At 54.4% G+C, this 15,529-nt stretch carries 16 protein-coding genes and 1 pseudogene; 2 read left to right on the top strand and 15 right to left on the bottom strand.

The window, feature by feature from the left end; genetic code table 11:
* Positions 1-38 precede the first annotated feature (38 nt).
* From AC22LX_RS01375 to AC22LX_RS01315, 13 genes and pseudogenes are all read right to left on the bottom strand, one after another.
* Positions 39-632: a helix-turn-helix transcriptional regulator gene (locus AC22LX_RS01375; protein WP_227502123.1), complete on the bottom strand. Its 594-nt coding sequence runs from the start codon at positions 630-632 to the stop codon at positions 39-41.
* A 66-nt stretch (positions 633-698) separates the two neighbouring features.
* A complete protein-coding gene (locus AC22LX_RS01370) occupies positions 699-1,133 on the bottom strand; it encodes a winged helix-turn-helix domain-containing protein (protein ID WP_487333682.1) in 435 nt (144 codons plus the stop codon).
* Between the two features lie 345 nt (positions 1,134-1,478).
* On the bottom strand, positions 1,479-1,706 hold the full coding sequence (gene pptA, locus AC22LX_RS01365; protein ID WP_047048700.1) for a tautomerase PptA: 228 nt from the start codon (positions 1,704-1,706) through the stop codon (positions 1,479-1,481).
* Positions 1,707-1,774: 68 nt separating this feature from the next.
* The gene (locus tag AC22LX_RS01360) at positions 1,775-2,392 is read right to left on the bottom strand and encodes a glutathione S-transferase family protein (protein WP_045394072.1); all 618 of its coding nucleotides are present in this window, start codon (positions 2,390-2,392) and stop codon (positions 1,775-1,777) included.
* 35 nt (positions 2,393-2,427) lie between these two features.
* Positions 2,428-3,126 (bottom strand): YoaK family protein, encoded by a 699-nt coding sequence (locus AC22LX_RS01355; protein WP_045394070.1) that lies wholly within the window; start codon positions 3,124-3,126, stop codon positions 2,428-2,430.
* A gap of 74 nt (positions 3,127-3,200) precedes the next feature.
* Positions 3,201-4,070, bottom strand: a complete 870-nt coding sequence (locus AC22LX_RS01350; protein WP_080941180.1) for a transporter substrate-binding domain-containing protein — start codon at positions 4,068-4,070, stop codon at positions 3,201-3,203.
* Positions 4,071-4,090: 20 nt separating this feature from the next.
* Positions 4,091-4,867, bottom strand: coding sequence for an amino acid ABC transporter ATP-binding protein (locus tag AC22LX_RS01345; protein ID WP_045394065.1), 777 nt, complete (start codon positions 4,865-4,867; stop codon positions 4,091-4,093).
* Positions 4,851-5,771, bottom strand: a complete 921-nt coding sequence (locus AC22LX_RS01340; protein WP_045394062.1) for an amino acid ABC transporter permease — start codon at positions 5,769-5,771, stop codon at positions 4,851-4,853. The genes AC22LX_RS01345 and AC22LX_RS01340 overlap by 17 nt, the downstream gene beginning before the upstream one ends.
* Positions 5,772-5,780: 9 nt before the next feature.
* A complete protein-coding gene (locus AC22LX_RS01335; RefSeq protein WP_045394059.1) occupies positions 5,781-6,290 on the bottom strand; it encodes a GNAT family N-acetyltransferase in 510 nt (169 codons plus the stop codon).
* 11 nt (positions 6,291-6,301) lie between these two features.
* A pseudogene (locus tag AC22LX_RS01330) lies at positions 6,302-8,565 on the bottom strand (NtaA/DmoA family FMN-dependent monooxygenase).
* Positions 8,566-8,589: 24 nt separating this feature from the next.
* A complete protein-coding gene (locus AC22LX_RS01325; protein WP_045394055.1) occupies positions 8,590-9,711 on the bottom strand; it encodes an amidohydrolase in 1,122 nt (373 codons plus the stop codon).
* On the bottom strand, positions 9,708-10,709 hold the full coding sequence (locus AC22LX_RS01320) for an MsnO8 family LLM class oxidoreductase (protein WP_045394052.1): 1,002 nt from the start codon (positions 10,707-10,709) through the stop codon (positions 9,708-9,710). The genes AC22LX_RS01325 and AC22LX_RS01320 overlap by 4 nt, the downstream gene beginning before the upstream one ends.
* A 91-nt stretch (positions 10,710-10,800) precedes the next feature.
* Complete coding sequence (locus AC22LX_RS01315; protein ID WP_015366428.1) at positions 10,801-11,361, bottom strand: P-loop NTPase family protein; 561 nt, start codon at positions 11,359-11,361, stop codon at positions 10,801-10,803.
* A gap of 138 nt (positions 11,362-11,499) precedes the next feature.
* Here AC22LX_RS01315 and AC22LX_RS01310 point away from each other — a divergent pair, with 138 nt between their 5' ends.
* The gene (locus tag AC22LX_RS01310; protein WP_015366427.1) at positions 11,500-12,387 is read left to right on the top strand and encodes a LysR family transcriptional regulator; all 888 of its coding nucleotides are present in this window, start codon (positions 11,500-11,502) and stop codon (positions 12,385-12,387) included.
* A 187-nt stretch (positions 12,388-12,574) separates the two neighbouring features.
* Positions 12,575-14,032, top strand: a complete 1,458-nt coding sequence (gene ansP / locus AC22LX_RS01305; RefSeq protein WP_045382500.1) for an L-asparagine permease — start codon at positions 12,575-12,577, stop codon at positions 14,030-14,032.
* 51 nt (positions 14,033-14,083) lie between these two features.
* Here the strand turns inward: ansP and AC22LX_RS01300 are convergent, their stop codons facing one another.
* Both AC22LX_RS01300 and yncE read right to left on the bottom strand, forming a co-directional pair.
* Positions 14,084-14,305 carry a YgdI/YgdR family lipoprotein gene (locus tag AC22LX_RS01300; protein ID WP_015366425.1) on the bottom strand — a complete coding sequence of 74 codons (222 nt, stop codon included), beginning with the start codon at positions 14,303-14,305 and terminating at the stop codon, positions 14,084-14,086.
* A gap of 139 nt (positions 14,306-14,444) precedes the next feature.
* Positions 14,445-15,506 (bottom strand): 7-bladed beta-propeller protein YncE, encoded by a 1,062-nt coding sequence (yncE, locus tag AC22LX_RS01295; RefSeq protein ID WP_213292515.1) that lies wholly within the window; start codon positions 15,504-15,506, stop codon positions 14,445-14,447.
* Positions 15,507-15,529: the final 23 nt, after the last annotated feature.

Raw genomic sequence — 15,529 nt, 5'->3', positions numbered from 1 at the left:
ACGACGGCAACTCTGCCGTCATTCCCTTTCACCATCTTTTAGAGTAAGTGATAAGACGGCGGGCTTATCATGAAGCGATGAAAGTGACTTCCACCTTTAAGGTTGAAGTTAGCTTTAATTTTATCTAAATGCGCATAAATGGTTTTTACCCGCAGTCCCAACGCTCTGGCAATGGCGTTCACCGGAGTGCCTTTGGCGACATGATCAATAATCATCATTTCTCTTTCGCTGAGCGGAGCCCCATCTTTTGCCTTCATTACACTAAAATTCGGTTGACCATCATGATGATATAATTGCCGATGCTTGATCGTTAACAATAATTTTTGAACATTGTCTATGGTTTCACGACTGCTTATCCATAATATATTTTGGCGAAATAAAAGCCGCCGTGAGTGAACGTTTCTGGAGGTGCTCACACCCAGAATCATGCCCTGATAAAATTGAGATAGCGCATAAATATGCTTGTAATCTTGATAGCCATGTAACGGCAATATAATGAGATCCGCTTGCTGTATAGAATGATTACAAAAATCCAAATCAGCGTAATCGATCTCATTATCGTCAGAAGCTATCTGTTGCAGACAGTGTTCCACGCCCAGTCGGAACCAAATATCCTTACTATTAATTATCACCTTCAATTTTATAACCTTAACATGAAAACGACAGGCATACCTTGAATACGGCAGACCCTATGGCTATTAATTTAGCTCGGACAGCTCACAAACCTGAACGGTCGCATCATTATTCTGGCAGAATGGTTTATGAGTTCTTACCGAATAAACACTCGTAACGTAATGACTATTGATATAATAACCCTGAGTCTTAACGCGTAATATAATCTCTTGTTCGATGCCGATATCCTTCAGGATCCGACGTAAATTTTGCATCACTTGCCATAAACGTTGTGATGAGGGCCTTAAATCATTTTTCTCCCAGACATGTACCATCAACTCTTCATCACTAACCATTCTTTCAAGACCATGTTCAAATAAATACTCAATTAAACAGGCCATCGTTTTTCGTAGACGGATGTTTTTTCTATTACCACTTACAGTAGCTATTTCCCGGTACTTCAAGAAGTAAAAAAAATCATCCTCTAATTGGTAACCAAGTAACGCACTACCTATTATCATTCATCTCTCCATGATAAAAATCATCATTTCAAAGGCAGGTTACATGGCAAATCAGCAATCGCCTAAACAATTTTGATATGCATAATAATCAAAACATAAAACTACATTTAAATACATACAAAGCGCAATGCACTATATAGTGCATTATTATCAGTTATTTATGTTGATTAGGATTATTCTTAAATGGCCAATTACTTTACAAAAGGTAAATTAATGAAAGGTATGGAAATCAAAAAAAAGCCACTTTTATTGATCTGGATCAATAAAGTGGCATATCTTTCGCTCAAGTAAAATTGACCTTGGTCGATAGTAGTCTAATTGGCGCGATGAAAAGCGGCCCGTCCTTTACATTCGGTAGCCCGGTTTCTTAATCAAAGAATCCATTTGCGGCGCGATCTCATCATCCCACACCCGCTGCCAGTCGCTCTGCTGTACCTGATTAAGGGCAACGCTAACTGAACTGTCTTTGGTGCTGAGATGACGGATCAGAACCTCAGTGATTTCCGCAGCCAGCGCGCTTTTTTGCTCTTCGCTCAGTTCACGGGGAAAACATTTGATATCGACATGTGGCATAGCAGGCTCCTTATTATTGGGATTTTAAAACTATCACAGATTCCCTAACTCAAATCACGATTTGTGCCTTAGAGAAGATTATTGTCACGCAGTACCTGCTGCAGCTCCGCACGGCGATAAACCGCCTGAGCCACAGCGGCAAACTTTGGCGTATGCGCGGCAAACCACTCGCGCCGCGGCCCCCAGCTGTACATCGCGGCAATATAGCAATCCAACAACGTGATATTCCCGCCTAATGCGTAAGGCTCGGCTGCCAGCTGCTGTTCCAGCCAGAGATAGAGTGATTTGCGGTATTGCTGACAGCTCTCACGCAGTTCGTCAGGCGCTGAGGCTGTCCAGCGTTCGGGATAGTCGGCATAGGTGAAGGTCGGATAAACGTTAGCCACCAGCCAGATCAGCAAACGTTGAAACTGCTGGCGCTGTGGCGTACCGGCTGGCGGCGCCAGATCCGGGCGCTCATCAAGGATCATCAGCGCGATCGCCGCTGTTTCCGTCATCACGCTGCCATCCGCCAGTTGCAGGGTGGGCACCTGACACAGCGGGTTGATCGCCCGTAGTTTCTCTCGCTGCGCGCCTGGCTGGTCAAAGCCATCGACATTGATAAATTGATAAGGGATGTTGGCCAAGGTCAACATCATCTCGCTTATTGCCGAGCCCCACCCCGGCACACCATACAATTTCATGATCGTCAGTTCCCAGGCAGAAAACTTTTAGCGTAGCACTAATTCCGCGCGGCGCTGAATTCGCGCCAGGCGACGATGGCTACCAGTGCCACCGGAATAAGCACCGAGTAGAAACCCGTCAGGATGTAGCCTAGCGCCCCAAGCCCTGCTCCCAGCAGAAAACCGAGCACCGAAGCCCCCGATTTTTTGATTTTTTCTCTATTCTCGCGGTTGGGCGCCTGGCACCAGTTAACCACATCGATGGTTAACTGCGTGACGTTACCGGTCATCATCGTACTCGGGCTGGTGGTGGGTAATAATAATCGGGTGGTGGCGTTCCTCACCCCCATCGCCATCACGCCGGCCATGCCGGTGATTAACGCGGTCGCGCTATCCGCGCCGACAAAGGGCTGCCACAGCAGCCCCAACAGGCCGAAAAGGAGTAACAGCAGAATCTCAACGACGAACAAGCTGCCAAGAAAGCGTGGCGTAATGGTTTTTCGACTTTTGATAACCAGCGTGACGATCGCCACCGCCAGCATAAAAACAGGAATGGCGAGCAGTTTCGATAAAATACCTTCGCTGTTGGTGGCCAGGGCTGCCCCGGCCACCACCAGGTTTCCCGTGACGTGGGCGGTAAACAGGCCAAACAAGGTGATGAAGCTGATAGTGTCGATAGCGCCGCCGGAAGCGGCGAGCAACGCGGGCTCACGATGGTGCTGCCAGCGTTGCTCCAGTAAGAGTTGGTTTTCGGCCACAGAGATTAATCCATTAATAAGACACACGATGTAGCCATGAGTATAGCAATCCCTGGCTATTAATAATTACAGCATCAATATGTTATCCCCGGCGGATTGACCTCCGATTGCCTGACTACCTCCCCCTGTTCCCCCCAGCGCGCGAGAACCTGCTGATACTCGCCACGCGCGATCGCGCCATTCAGCGCCGCCTGCAGCGCGTATACCAGCCCATTGCCTTTTTTAGTGGTGGTGGCCACCCAGGCTTTTTTGGGACCGAGCCCGACAACTTTGGTTTTTCCGTTTAATGCAGCCTTATAAGAGGCCACCGACTGCGGACCAAAAAAGACATCCGCCCTTCCCGACTGAATATAAAGATTGCCGGAGGCATCGTCGGTAAGATAAACCGGTAACGCCGGTTGCCGTCCCGCGGCTTCGTTTTCCGCATTCCATCCCAGCAGGATCCGCTCCTGGTTGGTACCAGAACCGACAATGACTTTACGTCCTGAGAGATCCTGCGCATTTGAGATCCGCGTAATGTCACTGGTTGATTTCACCGAGAAGGCCAGCGAGTCTACGCGGTAGGTGGCGAAATCGAACTTCTCTTTGCGCTTCTCGGTCACCGCGATGTTAATCAACGCCACATCGTAACGCCCTGACGCGATCCCCAAAGGCCAGTCCTCCCAGGCCGTTGGCACCAGTTTCAGTTTCAGACCAAGGCTACCCGCCAGTAAACGGGCGATGTCCGGGTCGCTGCCGATACGCGTGCGGTTGTCGCTGGCCAGCAGCGCCAGCGGCGGCGAATTTAATGCCGAAATCGCCACCGTCAGCACACCGGGCTCCACAAAACGATAGTCCGGAGGAATTTTGCTAATCGCGTTATCATCTCGCGTCACCGGCAATGGCTGTTCATTGGCGCGCAAATCGAGTTCGGCGCGCGCCTCGCCGATGCTCAGGAGCAGCATGAGGGCTGCAGCTAATTTCCTCATGCCAGCACCCGTGATAAAAATTGCCGGGTACGCTGGTGTTGCGGATGATTTAACACTTCATCGCTGCTGCCCTGTTCAACGATTTTGCCATCGACCATAAACACCACCTGGTCGGCAACCTCGCGGGCAAAGCCGATTTCGTGTGTTACCACCACAAGCGTCGTCCCGGAGCGGGCAAGTTTCTTGATAACATCAAGCACTTCGCCAACCAGTTCCGGATCCAGCGCGGAAGTGGGTTCATCAAACAAGATCACGCGCGGATTGAGCGCCAGCGCGCGGGCGATGGCAATGCGCTGCTGCTGGCCGCCGGAAAGATGCCGCGACCAGGCATCGGCTTTGTTGCGCAAACCGACAATGTCCAACAATTCGTAAGCACGAGCGATGGCCTCCTTTCGACTGGCCCGTTTGTGGGCAATCGGCGCTTCAATTAAATTCTCCAGCACCGTCAGATGCGGAAACAAATTGAAGTTCTGAAATACGTATCCCACGTTGACCCGCTGGCGAAGGATCTCTTTTTCTTTCAGTTCGTACAGCTTGTCGCCTTTACGGCGATAGCCGATATAGTCGCCATCAATCTGGATAAACCCTTCATCGACCCGTTCAAGATGGTTAATTGTGCGCAGCAGCGTCGATTTTCCCGAACCGGACGGCCCGAGGATCACCGTCACCGTTCCCGGCGCTATCTCCAGCGAAACATCATCCAGCGCTTTATGACGGCCAAAGTATTTACTGACCCCGGTTATCGAAATATGACCATTACGAGAGTTGAGCATGGACGGCCTCCTGCGGCTGACGAACCGGTTGGGTCACGCGATTATTACGCACGCTGTTCACCGCCGAGCGGCGTTCGCTGCGCGCCAGCGCGCGTTCGACAAGGTACTGAATTGCGGAGAGCACGCTGGTAATCACCAGGTACCACGCGGCGCCCACCATCAGCAGCGGGATCACTTCCTGGGTGCGGTTATAAATCATCTGAATGGTGTAGAACAATTCCGGCATCGCCAGTACGTAAACCATCGCCGTCCCTTTTGCCAGGCTGATGATTTCATTGAACCCTGCCGGCAGAATGGTGCGCAGCGCTTGCGGCAAGATGATCCGCAGCGTGCGTCGCCAGGCGGGGAGTCCCAGCGCGGCGGCGGCCTCATACTGCCCGTGATCCACGCCCAAAAAGCCTCCGCGGATAATTTCAGCGGTATAGGCGCTCTGCACCAGCGTCAGGCCAACTACTGCCGTGGAGAACTGCCCCAGTACATTGATAGTCTGATAGCTCGCCCAGGTTACGCCGGTGAAAGGGATCCCCAGCGATAAGCTGTCGTACAGATAAGAGAAGTTATACAGAATGATCAACACCACAATAAGCGGCAGCGAACGGAACAGCCAGATATAACCCCATGCCAGGCTGCTGAGCAGCCATGACGACGACAGGCGGGCCAGCGCCAACAGGCCGCCGAAGATAACGCTTAAAAAGGTACCAAGTAGCGTGAGCAGCAGCGTTTGCCCCAACCCCTCGAGGATCACCGGGTCGAAGAACCAGTGGGCGAATACCCCCCACTCCCAGCGCGGGTTGAACGCGACCGACTGCACGACGACCGCCAGCACCAGCAGCGCCAATACCGCCCCGGCGACGCGCAGCGGGTAGCGCGCCGGAACCACTTTGATCGTTTCAGATGATTGCATAATGCCTCCTTAAGCGCTGTGGCTGAGGGCGCTAACCGCCAGCGCTTTACTGAACCGCAACCGGCCATCATAGGGCGGCCGGCTGTACTCTTCCGGGTCGCGAGCGAGGTCAAACTGCGCCTCATACCCCTGGCTTAAATAGAGCTTTACCGCTTCCGGCTGACGAAAACCGGTGGTGAGAAAAATATGGCTATAACCTGCCAGCACCGCCCGACGCTCCAGTTCTTGTACAACCCTGGCGGCCAGCCCCTGTTGACGCAGCCGACGATGCGTCCAGATCCGCTTAATTTCCGCGGTGTGCGTGTCTTTCGGCTTGTAGGCGCCGGTGGCGATGATTTCGCCGTCACGCTCCAGCACAATAAACAGCCCCTGCGGCGGCAGATACCATTCGGTTAACTCTACTTCCGCATCACGAGAAAAATAGTCGCCGTAACGAGCGGCGTACTCGGCAAACAGGCCGCTAATAATCGGCTGTAATTCCGGCGCGTCCGGAGAAATATCACGAAATGCTTCGCTCATAGCGCCCCCTGTTAATCGCCCAGCCCGGCGGGGTTGATTTCCGATTGTGGGATACTCTCCACTCCCTCGCCCCAGCGGTTGAGCACTTTGGCATAGTCACCGCTGGCGATAGCGCCGTTGAGCGCCGCCTGTACGGCATTAACCAGCCCGCTGCCTTTCTTCAGCGTCACCGCGATATGCGCCGCCTTCGGCCACCCGCCGTCCACGCTGCCCACCAGCTTGGTTTTGCCAGTAAGGGCCGCTTTCCAGGCGCCTATGACGTTAGGGCCGAAGAATGCGTCGGCGCGGCCCGTTTGCAAAGCCAGCGTCTGCGCGGCGTCGTCTTTGGTATAGACCGGTATAAACGGTTTAAGCCCGCGCTTAACGTTTTCCGCATTCCATGCGAGTAAGATAGCCTCCTGATTGGTGCCGGAGCCGACGATAATCTTCAGCCCGGCAATATCTTCCGCTTTGTCGATCTTGTTCAGTGGGCTGGTGCTTTTAACGTAAAAACCCAGCGAATCTTTACGATAAGTGGCGAAATCGAACTTCTCTTTGCGCTCTTTGGTGACGGTAATATTGCTGATCGCGGCATCATATTTGCCGGAGGCGACGCCGAGCGGCCAGTCTTCCCACGAGGTCGGAACAACGTTGACTTCGAGGCCGAGACTGTCAGCCACCAGACGCGCAATATCCGCCTCGCTGCCGAGCAACGTTTTGTTATCATCAGAAAACACCGTCAGCGGCGGCGAGTTCAGCGCCGCAACCGCGACGGTAAATTTCCCCGGTACCGCCAGGTGCAGATCTTTCGGCAACAGCGCAATTGCCTGCGGATTTTTTGCCGTATGAATCGGGGTTTTATTGGCTTCCAGGCTAACCCCGGTGCCATTGATATTGACGTCCTGCGCCCACGACGGGGCGCTAATTGCCAACGCGAAGGCCAGCAATAGCGTTGATTTCTGCATAGTGCGGTTCTCTTTTATTATTTTTCGAATTGGTTAATGGGCAAATCCAGCCCCAGGCTTTCCCGCAGCGTGGTGCCTGGATAGTCGCGGCGGAACAATCCGCGCGCCTGCAGCAATGGCACCACTTCATCAACAAAACGCGGGAAGGTTTCCGGCGTGCCGCCCTGAATAATGAAGCCATCGGCGGCGCGTTGTTCAAACCACAGCTGCAGGCCGTCGGCGACATCGCTGGCCGTGCCGGAGAAGCGTGGGCGCGGGCTGGCGGCCTCCAGCGCCACCTGGCGCAGGGTTAATCCCCGTTCACGGGCATTGCGTTTAATCTCATCAGTGGTGCTGCGGAAGCTGTTTTGCCCAAGATCGCCAATATCCGGGAAGGGTTCATCCAGCGGATATTGCGCAAAGTCGTGATGCTCGAAATAGCGCCCCAGGTAATTCAACGCGTCGTCGATCGAGACCAGCGCCGCCGTGGTCTGGTATTGACGCTCCGCATCCTCCGCGTCGTCACCGACGATTACGCTGACGCCCTGGAAAATATGCAGTTGATCCGTACTGCGCTGATAGGCAGCCAGTTGGCTTTTGACATCCTGATAAAACGCCTGCGCCTCGGCTAATGATTCCTGGTGGGTAAAAATGGCATCAGCGTGGCGAGCGGCTAATTTTTTGCCGTCATCTGAGGCGCCTGCCTGGAATATAATGGGCCGTCCCTGTGGCGTGCGGGCAATATTCAAAGGACCAGCGACTTTAAAGAAATCGCCATGATGATTAAGCGTATGCAGTTTATTTTTATCAAAAAACTGGCCGCTCTCTTTATTACGCACAAAAGCGCCGTCTTCCCAGGAATCCCACAATCCTTTAACCACCTGAAGATATTCGTCGGCGATACGATAGCGCAGCGCATGATCGGGATGCTGGGCGCGGGAGAAGTTTTTCGCCGAGCCTTCCAGCGGCGACGTCACCACGTTCCAGCCGGCGCGCCCGTGGCTTAAATGATCAAGACTGGCGAACTGTCGAGCGGTCGTGAACGGTTCGCTATAGGAGGTGGAGAGCGTACCGACCAGCCCCAGACGATCGGTCACCGCCGCCAGCGTTGATAATACCGTTAACGGCTCAAAACGATTTAAAAAGTGCGGGATGGATTTTTCGTTAATATATAACCCGTCGGCGACAAAAATAAAATCGAGTTTCCCCTGCTCGGCTTTTTGCGCCGTTTCTTTCACAAATTCAAAATTAATACTGGCATCCGCCAACGCCGCCGGATGACGCCAGGCGGACATATTTCCTGAGGCGCCATGTAAAATCGTCCCCAGACGTAATTGCCGTTTTTCAGACATAGTGACCCCTTACCCTGTCAAAAATTAAATATGATGTAATGCCTGTTCCGCCAGATCCGCGAAATAGCGCGCGGCTGGGGCAATGACGTTTTCATCCGGATTAAAAGCCGGGTGATGCAGGCCAAATTCGCTGGCGCTACCTATGCTGACGAAAGCGCCCGGAATATGCTGCAGATAGACGGCAAAGTCTTCGCCGCCCAGATGTAAATCGGCGTGATGCGTGCGATAACCGAAGCGGTCGGCCGCCGCGCTGGCGAACGCCGCCCAGCGCTCATCGTTAACCAGCGCCGTTGGCCCGGCATACCAGAAGACATCGATTTGCGCGCCAAAGGCGCTGGCGAAACCGGCGGCGATTTCGCTGACTCTCGCCTTAACCCGCTGCTGCACCTCGCTACTGTGGGTGCGCAGCGTCCCTTCGAGCTCCACGCTTTCCGGCAAGACGTTCCAGGTATTTCCCCCCTGGATCCGCGTCACGCTGAGCACCACCGAATCCAGGGTATTCACTTCGCGGCTGGCGACGCTCTGTAGCAGCGTCACCAGTTGGCTCGCTAGCAGGATGGCATCTTTGCCTTCATGCGGCCGGGCGGCATGCGCCCCCTTGCCGGTTACTTTGAATACGAAGCGATCGACGTTGGCATAAAACGGGCCGCCGCGGGTGGCAAACTCGCCAACGGGTAAATTGGGCTCATTGTGCATGCCGAAGATTGCCGATACGCCGTCAAGCGCCCCGGCGCGGATCAACGTTTTTGCGCCGCCGAAACTCTCTTCCGCTGGCTGGAACAGGATCCGCACCCGCCCCGGCAGTTGCGCTTCTCGTTCCTTTAACAGCAACGCCGCGCCAAGCATCACGCTGGTATGTATATCGTGACCGCAGGCATGCATGACGCCGGGATTTTGCGAGCGGTACGGCAGTCCGGTGGCCTCTTCTATCGGTAACGCGTCAATATCGGCGCGCAGGGCGATGATTTTATCGCCGCTGCCCACTTCCGTCACCGCGCCGGTGGTTAACTCGTAAGGCAGTAACGGCAGGCCGCCGCTTTGCAACCAGTCGCGGATACGCGCGGTGGTTGCCACTTCCTGTAATGAGAGTTCCGGGTTCTGATGCAGTTCGCGCCGCCAGCTAATCAACTGTTGTTCGAAATTCATGGCGTCACCTCCACGCCAGAATGCGCCTGCGCCAACAGCCCCAGCGACTCCAGCCGCGCCCCGCCCTCAGCAATAGGGGTATCAATAATAAACTCATCAATGCCCCATTGCGCCTGAAGGGCATCGAGTTGTGCTTTAACCTCTTCTGCGGTACCGAACAACAGCGAGGACTCGCGGCGCTCAATCCGCGTGGGCGGGCTACCGGCCTGACGGGCGAAGGCTGCCGCCTGAGCTTCACTACCCACCGTTACCCGCTGGCCGTTTGCCAGTTCAACGCCCCAGACCTCCACCTGCTTCGCCAGTTCAGCGGCGCTGGCGGCGTCTTGCGCAACGATAACTTGTACGGCCACGATGACCTCCCGGCGGCTCAATTCGCGCCAGTTGGTTAACACTTCCCGCAACAGGTTTTTATCGCCGTTGAGATGCGCGGCAAAAACAAAGTTCCAGTCCAGACGGGCCGCCAGGCGGGCGCTGTCGACGCTGGCGCCAAGCAGGAAACCGTCCGCGCGGCGCGGCGGGATAGGGGTCGCGCGCAGGCTCTCCTCGCCCTGGCTTTCGGTCAACGTTAGCCAGTTATCAAGCTGGGCAAGCTGTTCGGCAAAACTGCCCTTCTCATGCTGATGGACGCCCTGTTGTAGCGCGCGAGTGGCAAGCGGCAGACCGCCTGGCGCCTTGCCAACGCCGAGATCGACGCGTCCTGGTGCAATACTGGCGAGCAAATTAAAGTTTTCGGCGACTTTGTAAGGGCTATAGTGCTGCAGCATCACGCCGCCGGAGCCGACGCGGATCTGCCGGGTTTGCCCGAGGATCCAGGCAATCAATAGCTCCGGCGACGGGCTCGCCAGCTGTTCCGCGTTGTGATGCTCGGCAATCCAGAAACGATGATATCCCCAGCGTTCTGCCTGTTGCGCAAGCGTTAACGTACGCGCCAGCGCCTGAGCAGCAGTTTCGCCAGGAGCAAGAGGACTTTTATCCAGGATACTGATTCGATAAGACATTTCGCAGGCTCGTTTTAATTAACATGCCTGCATTATTAGAATCTGCAGCGCGTACTGAGAAACAATTTATTCACATGTACTCTGCCGGAAATTAGATATGCACCCTGCCAGCCATTGCCTGCTGATGGACAATTTCAGCAATAAAGCGCTCTGTTTGTCGCTGATTACGTAAACGGACGAAACGGATATGACCATACTGCGCAGAATGCATATCCGCTAAATAGCGCTGACGATTAGAGCGCCACGTTTTCATGGTCCACAAAATTATCGAATCACGATTGCAGAAGGTGCGACGAAAGGTTTCGCGATTACCGGTACCCGGCCATAGCTCCTGCTGGTGCCAGGCGCGACTCAGCGCACGGCGAATGGCCTGATATAGTGTGCGAACAAAGCTATAATCTACCCATACCACCAGATCAATATCACGCCATTTGACTGCGCGACTGCGATTATAGTTGCCATCAAGAACCCAGCCAGCAGAGGCCGTGGCCTGCGCGATGCTGGCGAAAAACTCTTCATCCGGCGCCCCCTCCCACTCTGGCCGCCAGTAGAGCCTATCCAGTTCGATGTAGGGCAAAGAAAGCGCTGCCGCCAGGCGTTGCGCAAGTGTCGACTTCCCTACGCCGCTAGTGCCTACCACATTGATTTTCATGATGATTTCAAGCCCCTTTTTCTCCCGATAGTCAGCATATACTCTCTTCAGCTGCGTAGATCCTTGTGGCGAAAGCCGTCTACCGCGTTTAGACTCAATTTCCTGCCATGAATTCGCTAAATTAAATACGGTAACAGCATGTTAAAGGATAACTTCAACGATCTCCTGTCGTTTATGGTAGTCGCCCGCGAACGCAGTTTCACCCGCGCCGCTGCCCAACTTGGGGTATCGCAATCTGCGCTGAGCCATGCGATGCGCAACCTCGAAGCCCGGCTTGATGTTCGTCTGCTGACCCGTACCACCCGCAGCGTCGCCCCCACCGAAGCGGGTGAAAAATTGTTCCAGAATTTACGTCCGCATCTCACGGAAATTGAACGCGAGCTCGGCGCCTTGAGGGATAGCCGCGCCCTTCCGGCGGGTAATATTCGCCTTAACGCCGGTGAACACGCCGTCAGCGCGGTGTTGTGGCCGGCATTAAAGCCATTTATGTTGCGTTATCCGGATATCAATATCGAAATTACCGTCGATAACGGCCTGGCCGATATCGTCGATGGCCGTTTTGACGCCGGCGTTCGTCTCGGCGATCAGGTGGCAAAGGATATGATTGCGGTACGCATCGCCCCGGACATGCGCATGGTCGTCGTGGGCTCGCCCGACTATCTACAACGCTACGGCACCCCGCAGACGCCTTATCAACTGGATCAGCACCGCTGTATTAATATGCGGCTACCAACCCGCGGCGGGATTTACGCCTGGGAATTCACCGACGATGGTAAAGGCTTTCAGGTTTATGTAGAGGGTCAACTGACGCTGAATAGCTTACCGCAACGCATTGATGCCGCTGAATCTGGTCTCGGCCTGGCCTATGTGCCGGATGATTGCGTCGAGGAGGCGCTGGTTGCCGGTCGTTTAGTACGGGTACTCGATGCCTGGACACCCACCTTCCCTGGTTATCATCTGTATTATCCCAGCCGTCGTCAGCATACCGCTGCGTTTGCGCTACTCGTCGACGCGTTGCGTCATTGAACTCATTGATATTTAAGTAAGTGCTGTTGTGAAATGTTTTACGTGCGTCACTATCACGTTACGTGTAGGATGCAGCGCCGTGCATGATTTATCTCTACGACAGAATAGTGAGAAAGCCAGCACGATGTATCGCCGCTGCGCGATACGACAACCACTCATGGACATTGACAGGAAAATGGGTACATCAATGAATAACAAACACACTGACGCGGCGGAACATCATGCCGCGAAACGCCACTGGCTCAACTCGCACGAATCGGGTTACCACAAAGCAATGGGCAACCGTCAGGTACAGATGATCGCCATTGGCGGCGCCATCGGGACCGGTCTGTTTCTCGGCGCCGGGGCGCGTTTACAAATGGCAGGCCCGGCGCTGGCGCTGGTTTATCTGGTTTGCGGTATCTTCTCCTTCTTCATCCTTCGCGCCCTCGGCGAACTGGTTCTCCATCGCCCCTCCAGCGGTAGTTTCGTCTCTTACGCTCGCGAATTTCTCGGTGAAAAAGCCGCCTACGTTGCCGGCTGGATGTATTTCGTCAACTGGGCAATGACCGGTATCGTCGATATCACCGCCGTCGCCTTGTATATGCACTATTGGGGCGCTTTCGGCGATGTTCCGCAGTGGGTCTTCGCCCTTGGCGCGCTGGCGATCGTCGGCACCATGAATATGATCGGCGTGAAATGGTTCGCTGAGATGGAGTTCTGGTTCGCGTTGGTGAAAGTACTGGCTATCGTCGCGTTCCTGGTTGTCGGCACGATTTTCCTCGGTACCGGCAAACCGCTGGATGGCAATGCCACCGGCTTCCATCTGATTACCGACAACGGCGGTTTCTTCCCGCACGGTCTGTTACCGGCTCTGGTACTGGTTCAGGGCGTCGTCTTCGCCTTCGCTTCCATCGAGTTGGTGGGTACCGCGGCAGGCGAATGTAAAGACCCGGAAACCATGGTACCGAAAGCGATTAACAGCGTGATCTGGCGTATCGGCTTGTTCTACGTCGGTTCCGTGGTGCTGTTGGTGCTGCTGCTGCCGTGGAACGCCTATCAGGCAGGGCAAAGCCCGTTCGTCACCTTCTTCTCGAAGCTCGGCGTACCATACATCGGTAGCGTGATGAACATCGTGGTATTAACGGCCGCCCTCTCCAGCCTGAACTCAGGCCTGTACTGCACCGGGCGAATTCTGCGTTCGATGTCGATGGGAGGTTCAGCGCCGAAGTTTATGTCGAAGATGAGCCGCCATCACGTCCCTTACGCCGGGATCCTCGCGACGCTGGCAGTCTACGTGGTGGGGGTTTTCCTCAACTATCTGGTGCCGTCGCAGGTATTTGAGATCGTGCTTAACGTCGCATCCCTGGGGATTATCGCTTCATGGGGCTTTATCGTGATCTGCCAGATGCGTCTGCGTAAGGCTATCAAGGAAGGCAAAGCGGCGGATGTGAGCTTCAAAATGCCGGGCGCGCCATTTACTTCATGGCTAACGCTGCTGTTCTTGCTGAGCGTACTGGTGTTGATGGCATTTGACTACCCGAACGGCACCTATACCATCGGGTCCATTCCGCTGCTGGCGGTGCTGCTGGTCGCAGGCTGGTTCGGCGTACGTAAACGCGTGGCTGATGTTCACAGCACGGCGCCGGGCGTTGAAAAACGCTAAGCGCTTTTCCATAACGGTTTGCCCCTCAGCGGGCAAACCGTCACCGAAAAATTAATTATCTTCCACCAGTTGAGCAACGTCGCTGCTGTTGATTTCGCGTTTGTTGCCAGACTCATCAATATAGCTGGTCATGCCGGTCTCTTTATCCAACTGCGGTTTGCCGTGGGTCACAATAGTTTGCCCACTTTTTGTCGTCATGACGTAATTAGAGCTGCAGCCAGCCAGAAGCGCCAGCATTGCCGCCGCGCAGATCACCATATATGGCTTTTTCATAATTTCTCCAGAATGATTACCACTCTCCCGCCGCGCGCGGGAAAAAGTAAGTGTATAACCTTTATAGTAATCAGGCTAATAGCGGTTTGTAACAGAGGATGAGACCCGGAGTAAGGAGGGGGCGCCCCCTCCCAGGGGATTACAGGGCAATGCGGATTACGTCGTCCGGCGCGGTGGCCTCTTTTTGACGAGTTGACTCCTGCTTCACGCTAACAAACAGCGTTTTTCCATCGGCGGACAGCGCCAGGCTATTCGGGAAGGTCGGCGTTTTGAAGGTTTTGACAACCTTATAGGTCTTAGCATCAATGACGCTGACTTCACCCGCTTTGCGATGGGTGACGTAGACTTCGTTGCGTGCTGGGTTAAACAGTACCGCCAGGGATTCCGGCGCGGCGATTTTTTGCAGCACTTTTCCGTCACGAATATCCACCACCAGCACTTCCGGCTGCTTACTGTCGGTAATGAAAGCACGGTGACCGGCTGTATCCAGGCTCAGATTCAGGTAGAAATGCTCCTTACCATCATCCTGCAGCTTCTTGCGCGAGAGGATCTTATTGCTATCGGTATCGATAGTCAGTAGTTCGCCATCGGCATTGGTGGTGTAAAGACGTTTAGCGTCAGCATCGAGCGCCAGCCCGGTGGCCATCGCGCCGGTATTGGCAATGGTATCTTTCAGCGTCAGCTTGTCGCCATCCACCACCCAAATCACGCTCTCTTTACCCAGCCCGGAGATATACACGGTATTGGTTTTCTCATTCACCACCAGCTCACGCGGCTGCAGCGGGCGCACGGTATCACTACGTTTACGGTCATCGAGCACCAGTCTCCCTTTCACCGCGCTGGTTTTGGCATCTATTGCGGTCACGCTGCTATCAACGGTGTTGCCAAACCACAACGTCTGGGTGGTGTGATTGATGGTGGCGCCGAACGGTTTCAGGTCGTTATGAATAACCTGGGTGATGTCGAGCGTGGTCGGATCCAGACGATAGACGATGCCGCCCTTATCAAGGGAGCGGCTTTGCGAGGTGGCAACCCACAGCGCATTTTCCTGCTGGCTATACGCCATTTCGTACGCGCCTTTACCGACCGCTTTGCGCAGGAGCTCCTCGGCGGCGTGGGCGCTGAAGCTGCCTGCCAACAGTAACGACGTTAATAACAGAGAACGACGCAGACGCGGCGCGGATAACTGACGTAATGACATAACGATTCCCTTTATAGAACAAT

Source organism: Klebsiella sp. PK01 (assembly GCF_057624675.1).
Note: the sequence above shows the minus strand (reverse complement) of the source record. Positions and strands in the feature narration are given on the sequence as shown.

Excerpts from the sequence above, each read along its gene's own strand:
- AC22LX_RS01370 (WP_487333682.1), bottom strand. The coding sequence starts at position 1,133 with ATGATAATAGGTAGTGCGTTACTTGGTTACCAATTAGAGGATGATTTT.
- pptA (WP_047048700.1), bottom strand. The coding sequence starts at position 1,706 with ATGCCACATGTCGATATCAAATGTTTTCCCCGTGAACTGAGCGAAGAG.
- AC22LX_RS01350 (WP_080941180.1), bottom strand. The coding sequence starts at position 4,070 with ATGCTGCTCCTGAGCATCGGCGAGGCGCGCGCCGAACTCGATTTGCGC.
- AC22LX_RS01345 (WP_045394065.1), bottom strand. The coding sequence starts at position 4,867 with ATGCTCAACTCTCGTAATGGTCATATTTCGATAACCGGGGTCAGTAAA.
- AC22LX_RS01340 (WP_045394062.1), bottom strand. The coding sequence starts at position 5,771 with ATGCAATCATCTGAAACGATCAAAGTGGTTCCGGCGCGCTACCCGCTG.
- AC22LX_RS01335 (WP_045394059.1), bottom strand. The coding sequence starts at position 6,290 with ATGAGCGAAGCATTTCGTGATATTTCTCCGGACGCGCCGGAATTACAG.
- AC22LX_RS01325 (WP_045394055.1), bottom strand. The coding sequence starts at position 9,711 with ATGAATTTCGAACAACAGTTGATTAGCTGGCGGCGCGAACTGCATCAG.
- AC22LX_RS01320 (WP_045394052.1), bottom strand. The coding sequence starts at position 10,709 with ATGTCTTATCGAATCAGTATCCTGGATAAAAGTCCTCTTGCTCCTGGC.
- AC22LX_RS01315 (WP_015366428.1), bottom strand. The coding sequence starts at position 11,361 with ATGAAAATCAATGTGGTAGGCACTAGCGGCGTAGGGAAGTCGACACTT.
- AC22LX_RS01310 (WP_015366427.1), top strand. The coding sequence starts at position 11,500 with ATGTTAAAGGATAACTTCAACGATCTCCTGTCGTTTATGGTAGTCGCC.
- ansP (WP_045382500.1), top strand. The coding sequence starts at position 12,575 with ATGAATAACAAACACACTGACGCGGCGGAACATCATGCCGCGAAACGC.
- AC22LX_RS01300 (WP_015366425.1), bottom strand. The coding sequence starts at position 14,305 with ATGAAAAAGCCATATATGGTGATCTGCGCGGCGGCAATGCTGGCGCTT.
- yncE (WP_213292515.1), bottom strand. The coding sequence starts at position 15,506 with ATGTCATTACGTCAGTTATCCGCGCCGCGTCTGCGTCGTTCTCTGTTA.